A 13,644-nucleotide genomic window follows, 5' to 3' on the forward strand; every position below is an offset into this window, starting at 1 on the left:
ACACTCAAGTCAGAAAGGTCTAATAACAATGCCAATTTACCAAGGCGGTCAGAATATATGCGGCGCGTCGATCGGTGTTCTGTGCCTTGAAAGTTATTTTCCAAAACCGCCGGGCCATATCAAGAACCCATCCAGCCTGCCATTTCCGGTCCTGTATGAGATGATCGATGGCGTGACGGTCCCAACCTTGCTGAACAACCCTACGCCCGAATTACTGACCCCCTTCATTGAAGGAGCCAAGCGGCTTGAGGCTGAGGGCGTTCGTGCCATCACCGGCAGCTGTGGCTTCCTGGCCCTGTTTCAAAAGGAATTGGCAGCGGCGGTTTCCGTTCCTGTTTTTGCATCCAGCCTGATCCAGGTGCCGCTGGCTTATCACATGACCGGGGCCAGCGCCCCAGTGGGCGTGCTGACTGCGGATGCATCGGCACTGACGCCCCAGCATTTTGAAGGTGTCGGTGCAGCCGGTGTTCCTGTGGCAGTGAAGGGCTTGGAAGGTACATCAGAATTCGCCGAGGTGATCTTGCGGAACGCACGAACGAGGATGGATACTGATCTGATCGAAGCCGAGGTCTTGGATGCCGCTCGCAGTCTTATGCTTGAAGCTCCGGATATTCGGTCATTGGTATTGGAGTGTACAGATCTGCCGCCATATGCCGCGCGCCTTCAGGAAGAACTGCAGCTTCCCGTTTTTGACCTTACAACACTGGCGCATATGGCGCATTCTGTGGCGGCCCGAGTACCATACTCTGGAATGATGCCGTGGCAGCGCTGACCGCGCCGTGCCGTAGGCGGGTTGGAATTGAAGTAGACCTCAGCTGGTCAATCAAGGTACCTGTGGCCCTGCAACAATCCCCCGATCCATAGGAGTTTGAGTGCCCGCTGAACTGTACATCCTGATGACCGCTATTTGCCTTGGCGCTATGCTGCAAGTCGGGGTTGGCATCGGATTTAGCATCATTGCGGGGCCACCCATGATGATTATGCTTGGCACGCCGACGGCGGTTCCCATTTTGCTTCTGCTAAACACCGTTGTGTCAGCGGTGGCAACGGACCGGCATGTTCTGAAAAACAATCGGCGAATAATCGTCACTGCGGTCATTGGATGCGTCGTTGGAGTGGCTGCTGGCCGCATTGTTTATCCCCTTTTGAGCGAGGCGTTTGTTCTCGCCCTGACGGCCTGCCTGTTGTTAATCGGCTTGATTACAACCTTGCTCCCCTTGCGTGGCTTAATTGGAAACGTCGGGTTTTCAGCTGTTACCGGATTGTCCGGGCTTGCAACTGTATGGGCGGCAACCCCGGGTCCACTTATGGTGTTCGGTTTGATTGCAAAGGGTCGGTCCGCCAAAGAGGTGGCAAAGCTGGTTCAACCAATAGCGCTGGTGGCATATGGCATCGCATTTTTGTTGCACAATCTGTCCGGGGCACAATCAATCTCGTATGGGTCGTCAGTATGGGGGTTCCTCGCCATAACCTTGATCGGCAGCTTACTTGGCCGTGCGACAGGTCCCTACTTGCCACAGGCGGTCGTCATAGCATCGATCCGCGTGGTTTCACTGATCGCGTGCTGTGTTCTGTTCTATCGCGCCTATATGACGGCTTAATCTCAAAGGTCACACGATGATACGAAACGAAAATCTGCACAGATTTCCACGTGCCCAACTCATGTCTGGCCCAACACCTTTGGAGCACCTGGACAACCTATCGGCCGAGCTGGATATCGATCTCTGGCTGAAACGTGATGATCTGACCGGGCTTAGTTTTGGTGGCAACAAAACACGGCAGCTTGAATTTTATCTAGGAGATGCGCAGCAAAAAGGCGCTGATACCATTCTGATCACGGGCGCCGTTCAATCCAATTTTGTGCGATCTGCAGCCGCCGCAGCGGCCAAACTGGGTATGCAATCGGTGCTTCAGTTGGAAGAGCGTGTGCCGGACATGGGATCAGAGTATTATGCGTCCGGAAATGTACTCCTGGCACAAATCTTGGGTGCCGAGCAAATGAGTTACCCAGAGGGCGAAGACGAACCCGGAGCGGACGCGGCATTGCATGCACGCGCCGACGAATTGAAAGCCCAAGGTTGCACACCTTACGTTATTCACCTTGGCCTGCATCATCCACCCCTAGGAGCCCTGGGTTATGTCGTCGCTGGGCAGGAATTGTACCAGCAGATGCCAGATTTCGATGCGGTCGTTGTCCCGTCAGGCAGCGGCGCGACACATGGCGGTTTGCTAACCGGATTGGCGCTGGAAGAAAGCATTGCCTCGGTGTTTGGGATTTGCGTGCGCCGGGATCGTGAAAAGCAAAAGGCTCGAATGAAAACCGTTCTGCAGAATCTCGCGGATTTGCTGAATATCGACGCAGGTTTTCTACAGGACAGGATTGATGTTTGGGATGAAGCCTTGCCGCCAGGCTATGGCAAAGTGAATGCCAAAACACGCGCTGCTTTGGAGAAAATGGCCCGAACCGAAGGGGTTTTTCTAGACCCGGTCTATTCTGCCAAAACATTCGCCGGTTTGCTGGACCTGATCGAACGTGGAAAGATAAAACCAGGTGAGAAAGTCGTTTTGCTGCACACGGGCGGGTTGCCCGCACTTTTCGGGTATCAAAAAGAGCTAGTAGGCAACCCGGCTTGAGGTGTCCAAAGCACAAATCCGGATCAGGACCCTGCTTGGCTGTACTTTTAGTACCCAAACGATTTTTTTAGCCCGTTCCGGCTCGATTTGCGAATACGCAAGGTCAGCTTTGGTTCGCGAGTGGCAACTGAGTTCTTCGCTGGGAACGGCAGGATTGTTGCGCGATCTGTGAATTCGCATGGCGAACGATCTTGCGAGCGCAGCGAGAGGCCGAAGCCGCATTGCTGCGGCGGCACTTACGATGAATGTCTCCTTCGGGCCGTGCGCGACGGTCAGGTTTTCGTCTGAAAAAGGTGAAGTTGTACTGCCTGTCGATGACCGTAACGAGCTCGAATTGTCGAATGCTGCGGAGCAGTGTTAATGTCTGCAAACGATGCTCTGGAAGCCGAAATGACCAAACACCCCAGTCAAATGAACGATGAAAGACCCACCATTCTCTGTGCTGCAGGCTTTGGTGGCAATGCGAGCATGTTTGAAGGTTTGGCTGACACCCACCTCGCCAATAGCTATCGTTTGCTACCCATCAATCTTCCGGGGTTTGGCGCTCAGCCTCTGGCAAAGGCAACAACTCTTGAAGCACTTGCACAAACCGTCGCCGACAAAGCGATCAAGCACGGAGCTGAGATCATTGTCGCTCATTCGGTTGCTTCAATCATAGCCTCCCTGGCCGCCAAAAGGGCCGACTGTCCTTTGACAACCATTATTTCTCTAGAGGGTAATATCACCGCTGAGGATGCCTATTTTTCGGGAGCTGCCGCGGACTACAGTGATCCGGTTGCGTTTCGTGCAGCTTTTCTTGAGCGGCTTGATGAAATGGCGAAAACGGCACCAATCATCCGACGGTATCGTAATGAAGTTTCGAAGGCTGATACTCTGGCGCTGTGGCAACTCGGCACCGACGCACGGCGTTTTTCAGCAAGCTGCGTGCCCGGCGAATTTTTGCAGAACGCGGCAAATGTGATTTATCTCTACAACCCTGATAACTGTCCGGATAGCACCGTCCGCTGGTTAGAAGAAAACAAGATGGATCGGATCGTTCTCGATAATGCCACACACTGGGCGAGCGTTGATCAGCCCGAAAGGCTTGCAGAAATGATTGCTGAGGCACTCCGCCGATAGGCGAATGCAGCCGTTCACAATTGGATAGATGAGAGTTGGCATTGTTTTGGCTTTCCGCAAGAAACGGGTCGCGGTGTCGGGGGCACGTCAGCTAATCCGTTAGGTGATAGTTAGTGACGGAACCAGAAGACATGACAAACCAACCCATGCCAGCAATGGATTTTACGGCCAGCGTCATGCTGCTTCTGCTCGCTGCTGTTTGGGGCGGGTCCTTCTTCTTTGGCGAGGTCGCACTGACTGAAGTGCCCCCGCTGACAATAACGCTGCATAGAGTGATCTGGGCTGTCCCAATACTGGCACTCATCGTCCTATTCAAAGGATTGAGAGTTCCACGTGCCCCTCGGGTATGGGGCGCTTATCTCGTTATGGGAGCGCTCAATAACGCTATTCCATTCTCGCTGATCTTCTGGGGGCAAACGCAAATCGACAGCGGGTTGGCTTCAATACTCAACGCAACGACGGCAATGTTTGCAGCGGTCGTGGCTGGCTTGCTTCTAAAGGATGAGCCGCTGACTCCGAAGAAAATAGCAGGTGCCGCCCTGGGTATTTTAGGGGTGGCCTTCATTATGGGACCAAGTGCATTGACTGAGTTCAATCCGAGTAACTTGGCGCAGTTGGCTATCTTTGGGGCGACGCTCTCGTATGCTTTTGCCGGTGTCTGGGGTAGAACTGCTCTTTCAGGCCAACTACCACTTGTGAACGCACTTGGCATGCTGATCAGCAGTACAGTGCTTATGATCCCGATTGTTCTCGTGATGGATGGCCCCCCAAGCTTCGCTCTGTCTGCTGGTGTATGGGCAGCGCTTATTGGGATGGCCGCTCTATCAACAGCGCTGGCCTATGTACTTTATTTCGCAATCCTTGCGCGCGCCGGAGCCGCCAATCTTCTTTTGGTTACGCTGCTGATCCCACCGTTCGCTATCGGTCTTGGTGTCACGTTCCTTGGTGAAAAGATGGAGCCGGAAGCTTGGGTCGGGTTCGCCATCATTGCTCTTGGCTTTGCTGTAACAGATGGGCGGCTTTTCTCCCGCTTCACAAAACGCAAGCCCCAACAAGCAGAATGAGGCGCTTTCTGGAATACCTTTGACCACCACATTACGGAGTGACGACCCCCGTCGTCACCAACTGACCAGGCCAAGCGTCGGGTCTATTTTTGAGTAGCGGACATTCAGCAGGGGCAACCGAATGGCTGCAAAGTCCGCAAACAGTGAGCATAATGGCCTTCTGGCTTTGCACTCGCGGCGAAGGGCAGTAATGCGGGCTGCGACCGCAGCATGTAAGTTGGCTGAGGGATGTCGGCTCTGGGCCGCTTGCGGTCTTTGATCCTAGACAGGCGAAGGGCAACTTCGTCCCGCACTTTGCGAGTTCAAGCAGCCTTTGATTTTGCGCTCGCAGCGAACGGCAGGTTCGACGGGCCGCGCCGCAGCATGGAGATTATGGCGTGAAGGTTCGGAATGGGCTGTCCGCATGATCAGTTATAGGTGGGGCAGGAGCCCTTTCTGCAACGGCACCGGGGTCTGGTATGAGCCCAAAGCGGAACAAGTAAATTCTGGTTTCAGCCTTATAACAATCGTCCCTAAGGTGTGTGCCAGATTGACGATGTGTATGCCTCTCTTGTATCGACCGTGGGGCTTCGTCAGGGATCTCGGTTCCGAGCACTTTGGCATCGTATGTTGTCCAACGTGGCGTTGGTATTGCCAACACTCTGGCATAGTAGAAAGAGCTTTGTTCCGGATCGTAATCGGGGTCTTCCCAATACCCGGATAGAATTGCCTGACCAATATCGTTTGTCCAAGTAGCGCTCTCAACGTCAACCGTGCCGCCAACGGGTCCGCCACACTTCGCGTTCACTAGTTCGCGCCCGCCGCAAGATATATCGTAAACGCGTTCCGAAGTTGTCCCGTCGCTATTTAACCACCCTTTGACGATTTGAATGCGGTCTAGATTGGCTCCATCGGGACGCCTCCTTCATATCCATACGCGGCAAAATCTGCACGCGGCAGGTCCGTATCTTCAAAATCGTATCCGGCAAAAACGCGAATGCGCATGCGCGGACCTGTGGTTGCGTAGACTTCTTTCCCAGCAAGAGCGTGCCAAATGGCCTCGCGTGTGTTTTCTCTTGCCCAAACTGCCGCCATTCCCGACGCCGAAGTTTGCCATGCATATTGGGCAACCTTCTCGTCGCCACCGATGCCGCCCACGACTTCTTCGAAACGGATCGGGTTCGCAGTGGGTTCAACGGCAGCGTTAAGTTGTTGCCCAAACTCAGGCGTGAAAAGCGTGGCGTCTTTCGCTGCCAACAGCGGCGCGAGACCCAAGTTCTTAGCGTGATCGGCAACCACCAAAAAGTTCAATGGTCAGCGCAGCCTAGCTTCGACACCGGTGCTGGATATCACCACCTCGCCCTTGGCAAAGCGGTAGGCTTCTTCAGGGCCTAGCACGTTGTCGATCATACCGGCATCTGCAGAGTCGGACGTATGCAAATGAGTGTCGCCAAAAAAGACCTGATTGGGAAAGCTCTGCCGTGGATAAGGTGAATACTGCCTGTCGCCGCGTTGAGTGCTCGGGATGTCCTCGGCATGGGCGCAAAAAGCAAGCAAATTGGTAAGAACAGATGCAAAACGGATCATTTTCGACCTCATCTATTGCACGAATGATGCTACGTTAAATGCATATTTCTACGACTCGTTCCTGTTCTTCGAAATAATTAAATTCTATCTGCCGCACTAAGCCGTTGGCTAGGTTCAGCGGGGCGGAGGTGGAAGCACCTTCTTCGACTGGAGCACCTGAAGGATGTCAATAATCGCTTCAGTACTCGTTTCGATTGAACCTCGGAAGAACAGTCCGATGCCACCTTCCCCTAACTCCCGTGTGCCACCGGCGTCGTAAGTTGGCGAGAGAGAGACAAGTTCGGGAGGTAGTTCTGGGCATACTGGGTTTCTTTGAAGTATTGCGTTCGCGGTCTCGATGAATACCTGCCGAACCTTTTCGACATTACCCTTTGCATCGGACGACTCGGTGAGTTGATCCGGAGCAAGTCTCAGGTCATCCAAACGGAAAAAAAGGCAGTCATCTTTGAATTCGGCCGAAGCGGAAGCACCCACCGTCAAACCACCAGCGAAAGTGTTCTCGCCGCGTATAGATCCACCGCCGCTGCGGCTTTCGCATCGGAAAAGCTCTGCTTCGATCCTCCCACTTAGCGAAATCACTGTATCGTCGGCACGGGCCGTTGCTTCGGTCACACCGATCAGTGCGTTGCAGACATCTACAAACGCGGCTCGTTTGAGTTCCTCTACAAGTACTTCGTTTGTTCGGCGTAGGTCTATGACACTTTCGATTGAGATCCTTGTCGCGTTCACATCTTTTAGTCTCAATGCCAGATCGACGGGAAACTCACGACCTCCTAGCTTGACGTCCCCGTTTGCTTCGAAGGTAACCTCTTCAGCCAGCAGCGCGGTTCCGAAAAGCCCGGCAGTAGCTAGTATCAGAAGAAAGATCCGATCCATCATCCTGCCCCCCCAACAATACCGCGAGATTGCATAACCGCCAGGAGTTCCATCATCGTCATCGCACTGGTGTCGATTGAGCCGCTCAACGCAACACCGATGCCACCGTCACCAATTTCTCGTGTACCGCCGGCGTCGAAAACCGGATTCAACGAAGAAAGCTCCGAAGGCATCTCCGGACAAATCACATTCTCTTCGGTGAACTCCTTTGCCTTGGTGAGAACGACCTCCTCGACACGCTCCGTGAGGCCAATTAGGTTAACCAACCCGCCGACAAACCCAGTAGGTTGAAGCACGACGTCGGCAAGATCAAAGTGAACGCATTGATCTTGAACATTGGCGCGTGCCGCTGCGGCGATCCCAACAGTCGTCGAGATAAAGCGAACTCCACGCCCGTTGGTCCCCTCGGATTCTTCGTTTCGACAACGATAAAGCTCGACGTCCACTGAGCCTACGAGTTCAATGAGATCACCGCTGGCGCGGGCGTCGTCGAGTTCAAAATCAACATTCAAAGAGCAACTTTGTTCCAGAGTACCCGACAGAAGCGCTGGCGCTTGGACTTGGATTTCTCGCAGATCTAAGAGCCCCCGGAAACCTAGGCGCGTTGAAGTAACACTGCTGATGCCCGCGTTAAATGTGTAAGGTAGGTTTTTCCCACGAGCGGGAATCTTGTTTGAGATGCTAAATTGAACTTCCCCGGCGTAGTCGCTTGGCGACGCATTCTGTGCACTGGGCCGAGCGTTCAACTCGGACTTCAAAAGTTCTGGGTTCGTGGTTGCGCAGGATGCGAAGAACAGTAAACACACAAAGGCAAAAGGTACGGTTTTACGCGCCCCAAGTTCCGCCAAACTCCATTGTAGTTCTATTCCCATTACCCTTCGCTCAACCTCACCGTTGAATATCAACCCTAACGTACAGCGTCACGGCGAAGGTCAACAGTTTGCACCACGAAAATATACTGGTGCGGTGTTGTGTTGTCGCAACGACTTGCAGTTGACGCGGGTCCTTTGAAACTTCGAGCATAAGCTCTGCCCACAAGACTTTTCTCTCGCGTTAAGCCCTGAGCAGGAGCAGATGCATTCGGGCATCTGCCAATATTGCGAGGGTATACTTTCGATTCGTCGCCATGCCAGCACCTCTCATCAACAGACCGACTCCTAGGCGACACAATGTGTTTTACTCTCGACACAGGGTGCTTTTCACCTCCACAAGGGTGTTACGCCACTAAAGAGGGAAAAACCATGCGCTTGCTTTCTATACTTATTGTGACGGTTCTATTCACAACCGGCGCGGTTGCCCAAACAATCGACAGGATAACAAAAAACAACGAAATCCGATTTGGTTTTCGAACAGATGCTGCTCCGTTGTCTTACATTAACGACCAAGGTCGCCCATTTGGTCTGTCGCCGTTGATTTGCGATCATGTAGCGAAGGTAGTTGCGCAGAAACTGGAATTGAAGGATTTGAATGTTCAGTTCATTCCGGTCGACTCTAAGGATCGTTTCGACAAAGTAGCTTCCGGAGAGGTGGATATGCTCTGCGGGGCAGCGTCGATTACACTTTCCCGACGCGAAATTGTTGATTTCTCAATTCCAACTTATGTCGATGGCACGTCCATATTGTTACCAATCGAGGCTGAGGGCACCATGGGTGCACTCGCGGGAAAGAAGGTTGGAATGAGAAGCAGCACAACAACAGAAGCGTCCGTTCTGAATTCATTTGAAGCTGCAGGTGTCGACGCAGAAATGGTGCGGTTCGCTTCACACCCAGACGGTATCAAAGCACTTCGAGACGGTGAAATTGACGCCTATTTTGCAGATCAGTCGATTTTGCTGGTCAACTACATTGCTGCGGGACTAAAGGGCAAATTCAAACTATCCCAGGAAATACTGACGATAGAAAAGCAAGGATTGGCCATCGCGAGGGGTGACGATAACTTTCGACTCGTTGTCGATAGTATTCTGTCAGAAATGTATGCTCAGGGCACAATGGAAGAGATATTTCGTCTCGCTTTGCCGGGGGTGGAGCCGAGCGAAGCACTAAAAGCTCTGTATGTTTTCGCCCCCATTAATCCCTGAAGCTTGTCGCGCAAAACAGTTTTGTCGGGAGTTAATCGCCCTGCACAATAGAAGCTGGCCTTGTAAGCAAATTGACGGCTCAAGCCAGCTTGACCAATGACCATGTTTTACTAAATGATCCTCCATTTGGCAGGCCAGTTGCCAGAATCACGGTCTTAGGCGATCCTTCGATAAATTGAAGGATCGCAATATGTTTAGATATATAATATTTGCTCTCAGTTTAAGCACATCTAACGCCCTGTTCGCACAAGAGGCGTCCGATACTGTTGCAACGGAAGTTACGTCTGAAACTTCATCCGACCTTTTATCTGATGCTGAGTTGCAAACTTTGGTCGCCCCGGTGGCTCTTTTTCCCGACACTCTACTCATACAGATATTCGTTGCGGCCACTCAGCCACTGGAGATTGTTAAAGCAGAACGGTATTTGTTGGATAACGCCGACCGCGACCCCGTAGAGCTCGAGCCGGAAATCGAAGCTATGGGCTGGGATCCGTCTGTAAGTGTATTGGCCACGGCGTTCCCCGAAGTCGTCGGTCAAATGGCCACCCACATCGATTGGACCGAGACAGTCGGCACCGCCATGCTGGCCCAGTCCGACGATGTACTGGATGCGGTGCAGGTAATGCGGGATCAGGCAATTGACAGCGGAGCTCTTGTTTCCGGGCCCGAGCAAACTGTCGAGGTATCTGATGAAGAAACGGTTGTAATTACTCCGACACAACCCGAAACAGTGTACGTCCCGCAATATAATCCCGAGACTGTCTATACCGGCCCGTCGACCGGGGACGTAGTGGGCGCGGCCTTGCTGACATTTGGCACCGTGGCGCTGATCGACGAGATTTTCGACGATGACGACGATTGGTATGACTATTGGGGGTGCCGGAATTGCGGCGGATGGGGCGGTGGCCCGATATACAGAAACCCGGACATCGACATAGACGTCGACGGCAACGTCAATATCGGTAACGATATAGATCTTGGTGACCGAACTGATATCGGATGGAAACCCGATCCTGACCGAAAAAAGGAAGCCCGGGACAAGATCGCTGATCACAAAAGGCCGGAAGGTGGTCGCGGCGACCTGCCTGTCGACCGCCCCGAGGGTCGCACGGACGAACTCCGCGCAAAACTGAGCCGTGAATCCGGTGCTGCAGACATCAGCAGGGGAGGCGCGGCAGCAGTTGCAGCCGGTGCAGGGGCGGGGGCTATCGCGAGCGGTGCTCTGGCCAATCGAGGTAGTGGGGGCAAGTCCTTGCCGCAGGTGAATCGCGGTAACGTTGATCGGGACAAGGCTGCTGCCAAGCAGCAGGCCATCGATCGGACTAAACGGCCAGATGCGGCGAAGAAGCCTGTCAAAAAGAAACCGCAAGCAGCTAAGAAACCTCAGGTAAAAAAGGCCAGGGCTCAGCAAAAACCCGCTGCGTCCAAAGGTAAGGCTATGAAGAAAAAATCTTCAGGCGGCAAAGCTCACAAGGCGTCCAAACGGGGACATGCTGCCAAAGGCAAGGGGAGGCGGTAACATGCGTAAATCGGTTTTTTCTATTTTAGTGATCGCAGTGGCTACTGGACCGGCGTTTTCCGACGGTGCCCTGTTCGAAACTCCGCAAACCGCGCTGGACGCTTTTGTCGAAGCGTTAAGGGCCGATGACCAGAACAAGCTGCTCGAGATTTTCGGACCAGAGGCAGAAGATCTAATCGGAACGGGTGATCCGGTGGAAGATCAGCAAAGAAGGCAGGAAGTGCTTGGCATGTATGCTGAGGGATACCGCTTTCAGCCCGAGGATGATGGGGTTTTTCTTCTGCTTGGCGAAGATAGTTGGCCCTTTCCGATCCCAATTCTGCAAGCTGAGAATGGTTGGAAGTTTGATTTAGAAGCCGGGGTAGAGGAGCTTTCCGCCCGTGAAATCGGACTGAATGAATTGGAAGTAATCGAAACGCTTGAGGCCTATGTTGATCTTCAGGCGGCGTTTCGTCTTGTGGACCACAATGGCGATGGCGTCATGGAATTTGCCCAAACGATCATATCGGATCCCGGCGCACGAAACGGCCTCTTCTGGCCAGAAGAAGACAGTTTTGTCGGTGAAGCCCTTGCCCGCGCCACCGCCTCGGGGTGGAGCGACGGTGCGGATGATTTCGAACCCGAACCTTTCCTCGGTTACTACTTCGCAATTTTGCAGGGGCAGGGACCAAATGCTCCGGGTGGTGCCTATTCCTATTTTGTCGGCGATCGGTTCGTGGCAGGTCACGCCTTGCTTGCGGTGCCTGCGGACTACGGAGAAACGGGTATCCATTCTTTTCTCGTGGGTGAAAACGGCACCGTGTTCGAGGCGGACTTTGGGCCGGATACGCTTGAAAGAACAGCTGAGATATCGACCTATGATCCCGGCCCAAATTGGTCACCAGCCGAGTAAATTTAGATTGGCGGCGACGCTTTGTTGCCGGGCTTTGGTTTGACCGCTTTGTTGCCGCGTGCAGGTGTAGATTGAATGCAATTCTCGACTTAAGTGGCAATGGTTCGGGAAGGATCGATTTTGGGAAATCTAAATAATCGATGAAATAATTGCCCTTGATTCAATTCGACCCAATTTGCCCGCTATGGTTTGACCGAATGGCCGCTTTGTCCCGCACTCCAGACCTCCGTGCGCCGTGCAGCATTGCTTCTGCAGCGAATGTCTTCTCTGACGGGCCACGCTGCAGCATCGCCAATATCGGGCGAAGGTCTGGATTGGGCTGGTTCAGCCAGGCGACGGGTCATAATGAGCACGGATCTTGCAAAACATCCGAACTCCGTTGTGAGCCCTTCTTCTCCAACCTCCTGCGATGCAGCGAATATTGGCTTCGATAGATGCGGCATGCATTGAAACAAAGTAGTCGGGGTTCCGTCCAACGTTTGTGCCACGTGAGGAATCCGTGATCGACTTTGAACTTGCGTTGGTCAAACTCAGTTGCTCATACGATAATGCTTTAGTACCAGCGGATAATTCGACGGAAAACTCCAGACTGCTTCGCCTGTGGCGCGAACAAGTCCACGCGCCTGAGGGGGCCGGTCTGTAAGCAGAGTAAGGAACAAGTCACTGCTGGCCCACGGTGAAGACCGGAAATACCAATGACCATTTCCTGCACTGGTCTCTTCAGCCCTGGTCACATCGATGATGTGCAGGGAACCGATCTCTGACAGTTGATTCTGGAAGATCGATGCGTTTATTGCTTCGTCAGAAACCTGACCCAGACGGTCCCGTCCGAAAACGAACCGCGACATGGCGAGCGCTGAATCGGTCTGCGACTGATAAAGTGTCACATCTGAAACCGCATCAAGCAGGCCGTCTTCAATCGCCTGTAAAAAGTAGCTGCGATCAAGGTCGCTACTGATCAGAATCAAATGCCCCAGCCGCGGTTTAGGGCTCGACCGAAGTGCAATCTGGTAAGCTGTTTCAAATGCGAGTCTCGAACCTGCGCTGTATCCTATGAGATGAATGCGGCGCGTGCTTGTTTGCTTTGACAGGTATTCGATAAGGGATCGAAGGTTGCGGCGCGTCGACAACGCGGATTCTTGATCACGAAAATACGCGAGCCGATGGGGTGTTGCAGGCCAGTTGTAGCTGATGAATGCGTCCTGATAGCCCAGAAAATGCTGTAACTCTTTGGAAACAAGCGTCGAGTAATCAAAATCGACGTTGTAGCCATGGATGTAGATGAAGATGTCTTTGTTGCGAGAGGATGCAAGTTGATCCTCAATCTTCTCGGCAAAACGACGACCGACCGCCTCCATATCTTGTTGTGACGGAGGGTCTTCAAGATAACGCGTGACACTAAATGGCATGACGCCAATCTCTTGGACGTGAGAGACGCTGAGATTGTAATCCGTTGCTCGTCGGTTCGTCATAGTGATGCGGCGAAGATCTTCCCATGAATCCAGTCGGGGATCGATCTGCACGTTGGTGATACCGGTGCGCAGGAGGTGACCGCGTTCATTATTGTAAAAGGCTTGTGGGTCGCCCGGAACTGCAGGCATTCGATCCGTCGCGTAGAACAGCTGCGAGCGCTGATTGAAATTTTCGGCAGTGATATCAACGAAAGGGTCAAAGGCGGCCTCGGCGTAGACCGTTGGCGAGGGCATCAACTCAACTTCGTCATAGATATTTGCTCCGCAAGCGGCGAGTGCACAGCAAGAACACGCGATTGCCAAATGCAGAGCCGGAGCAATCAGTCGCCTGCTTGTTCCTTTCGTCAAATGTTTGCGCCAGATTGTTCGACCTCGGCTCTTATTGTCGGTCACACGCCTGTGGGCATCACCGCTTACGTCCCGG

Annotated in this window: 12 protein-coding genes and 1 pseudogene; 8 read left to right on the forward strand and 5 right to left on the reverse strand. The window is 53.2% G+C overall.

What is annotated here, in order from left to right; genetic code table 11:
* The first annotated feature begins 28 nt into the window (after positions 1 to 28).
* The 5 genes from AC2FH0_RS17650 to AC2FH0_RS17670 all read left to right on the forward strand — a co-directional run bounded on the left by AC2FH0_RS17650 (position 29) and on the right by AC2FH0_RS17670 (position 4,817).
* Positions 29 to 772, forward strand: coding sequence for an aspartate/glutamate racemase family protein (locus tag AC2FH0_RS17650; RefSeq protein WP_496789983.1), 744 nt, complete (start codon positions 29 to 31; stop codon positions 770 to 772).
* A 100-nt stretch (positions 773 to 872) separates the two neighbouring features.
* A complete protein-coding gene (locus AC2FH0_RS17655; RefSeq protein ID WP_496789984.1) occupies positions 873 to 1,601 on the forward strand; it encodes a TSUP family transporter in 729 nt (242 codons plus the stop codon).
* Positions 1,602 to 1,662: 61 nt separating this feature from the next.
* Complete coding sequence (locus tag AC2FH0_RS17660) at positions 1,663 to 2,634, forward strand: D-cysteine desulfhydrase family protein (RefSeq protein WP_496709587.1); 972 nt, start codon at positions 1,663 to 1,665, stop codon at positions 2,632 to 2,634.
* Between the two features lie 360 nt (positions 2,635 to 2,994).
* On the forward strand, positions 2,995 to 3,753 hold the full coding sequence (locus AC2FH0_RS17665; RefSeq protein ID WP_496789986.1) for an alpha/beta fold hydrolase: 759 nt from the start codon (positions 2,995 to 2,997) through the stop codon (positions 3,751 to 3,753).
* A 113-nt stretch (positions 3,754 to 3,866) separates the two neighbouring features.
* Entirely contained in the window at positions 3,867 to 4,817 is a 951-nt protein-coding gene (locus AC2FH0_RS17670; RefSeq protein WP_496703650.1) for a DMT family transporter, read from the forward strand.
* A 370-nt stretch (positions 4,818 to 5,187) separates the two neighbouring features.
* Here the strand turns inward: AC2FH0_RS17670 and AC2FH0_RS17675 are convergent.
* The 4 genes and pseudogenes from AC2FH0_RS17675 to AC2FH0_RS17690 all read right to left on the reverse strand — a co-directional run bounded on the left by AC2FH0_RS17675 (position 5,188) and on the right by AC2FH0_RS17690 (position 8,131).
* Positions 5,188 to 5,891 (reverse strand): annotated as a pseudogene (locus AC2FH0_RS17675) (DUF3604 domain-containing protein).
* Positions 5,892 to 6,110: 219 nt separating this feature from the next.
* Complete coding sequence (locus AC2FH0_RS17680) at positions 6,111 to 6,383, reverse strand: DUF3604 domain-containing protein (protein WP_496703652.1); 273 nt, start codon at positions 6,381 to 6,383, stop codon at positions 6,111 to 6,113.
* 114 nt (positions 6,384 to 6,497) lie between these two features.
* Positions 6,498 to 7,262: a hypothetical protein gene (locus AC2FH0_RS17685; RefSeq protein ID WP_496789987.1), complete on the reverse strand. Its 765-nt coding sequence runs from the start codon at positions 7,260 to 7,262 to the stop codon at positions 6,498 to 6,500.
* Positions 7,259 to 8,131 (reverse strand): hypothetical protein, encoded by an 873-nt coding sequence (locus tag AC2FH0_RS17690; RefSeq protein ID WP_496692139.1) that lies wholly within the window; start codon positions 8,129 to 8,131, stop codon positions 7,259 to 7,261. The genes AC2FH0_RS17685 and AC2FH0_RS17690 overlap by 4 nt, the downstream gene beginning before the upstream one ends.
* Positions 8,132 to 8,500: 369 nt before the next feature.
* Between AC2FH0_RS17690 and AC2FH0_RS17695 the strand changes: the two genes are divergently transcribed.
* The 3 genes from AC2FH0_RS17695 to AC2FH0_RS17705 all read left to right on the forward strand — a co-directional run bounded on the left by AC2FH0_RS17695 (position 8,501) and on the right by AC2FH0_RS17705 (position 11,748).
* Positions 8,501 to 9,337 (forward strand): amino acid ABC transporter substrate-binding protein, encoded by an 837-nt coding sequence (locus AC2FH0_RS17695; protein WP_496692140.1) that lies wholly within the window; start codon positions 8,501 to 8,503, stop codon positions 9,335 to 9,337.
* A 190-nt stretch (positions 9,338 to 9,527) separates the two neighbouring features.
* A complete protein-coding gene (locus AC2FH0_RS17700) occupies positions 9,528 to 10,856 on the forward strand; it encodes a DUF3300 domain-containing protein (protein WP_496789988.1) in 1,329 nt (442 codons plus the stop codon).
* A 1-nt stretch (position 10,857) separates the two neighbouring features.
* Positions 10,858 to 11,748 (forward strand): DUF2950 family protein, encoded by an 891-nt coding sequence (locus tag AC2FH0_RS17705; RefSeq protein WP_496707147.1) that lies wholly within the window; start codon positions 10,858 to 10,860, stop codon positions 11,746 to 11,748.
* A 530-nt stretch (positions 11,749 to 12,278) separates the two neighbouring features.
* On the opposite strand, the gene AC2FH0_RS17710 is transcribed toward AC2FH0_RS17705, so the two are convergent.
* Positions 12,279 to 13,613 carry an alpha/beta hydrolase gene (locus AC2FH0_RS17710; RefSeq protein WP_496789990.1) on the reverse strand — a complete coding sequence of 445 codons (1,335 nt, stop codon included), beginning with the start codon at positions 13,611 to 13,613 and terminating at the stop codon, positions 12,279 to 12,281.
* Positions 13,614 to 13,644 lie beyond the last annotated feature (31 nt).

Source organism: Ruegeria sp. CDSC051 (assembly GCF_059610665.1).

What these genes read in the sequence shown, in the direction of transcription:
- AC2FH0_RS17650 (WP_496789983.1), top strand. Translation starts at nt 29, where the DNA reads ATGCCAATTTACCAAGGCGGTCAGAATATATGCGGCGCGTCGATCGGT.
- AC2FH0_RS17660 (WP_496709587.1), top strand. Translation starts at nt 1,663, where the DNA reads ATGTCTGGCCCAACACCTTTGGAGCACCTGGACAACCTATCGGCCGAG.
- AC2FH0_RS17665 (WP_496789986.1), top strand. Translation starts at nt 2,995, where the DNA reads ATGTCTGCAAACGATGCTCTGGAAGCCGAAATGACCAAACACCCCAGT.
- AC2FH0_RS17680 (WP_496703652.1), bottom strand. Translation starts at nt 6,383, where the DNA reads ATGATCCGTTTTGCATCTGTTCTTACCAATTTGCTTGCTTTTTGCGCC.
- AC2FH0_RS17685 (WP_496789987.1), bottom strand. Translation starts at nt 7,262, where the DNA reads ATGATGGATCGGATCTTTCTTCTGATACTAGCTACTGCCGGGCTTTTC.
- AC2FH0_RS17690 (WP_496692139.1), bottom strand. Translation starts at nt 8,131, where the DNA reads ATGGGAATAGAACTACAATGGAGTTTGGCGGAACTTGGGGCGCGTAAA.
- AC2FH0_RS17695 (WP_496692140.1), top strand. Translation starts at nt 8,501, where the DNA reads ATGCGCTTGCTTTCTATACTTATTGTGACGGTTCTATTCACAACCGGC.
- AC2FH0_RS17700 (WP_496789988.1), top strand. Translation starts at nt 9,528, where the DNA reads ATGTTTAGATATATAATATTTGCTCTCAGTTTAAGCACATCTAACGCC.
- AC2FH0_RS17705 (WP_496707147.1), top strand. Translation starts at nt 10,858, where the DNA reads ATGCGTAAATCGGTTTTTTCTATTTTAGTGATCGCAGTGGCTACTGGA.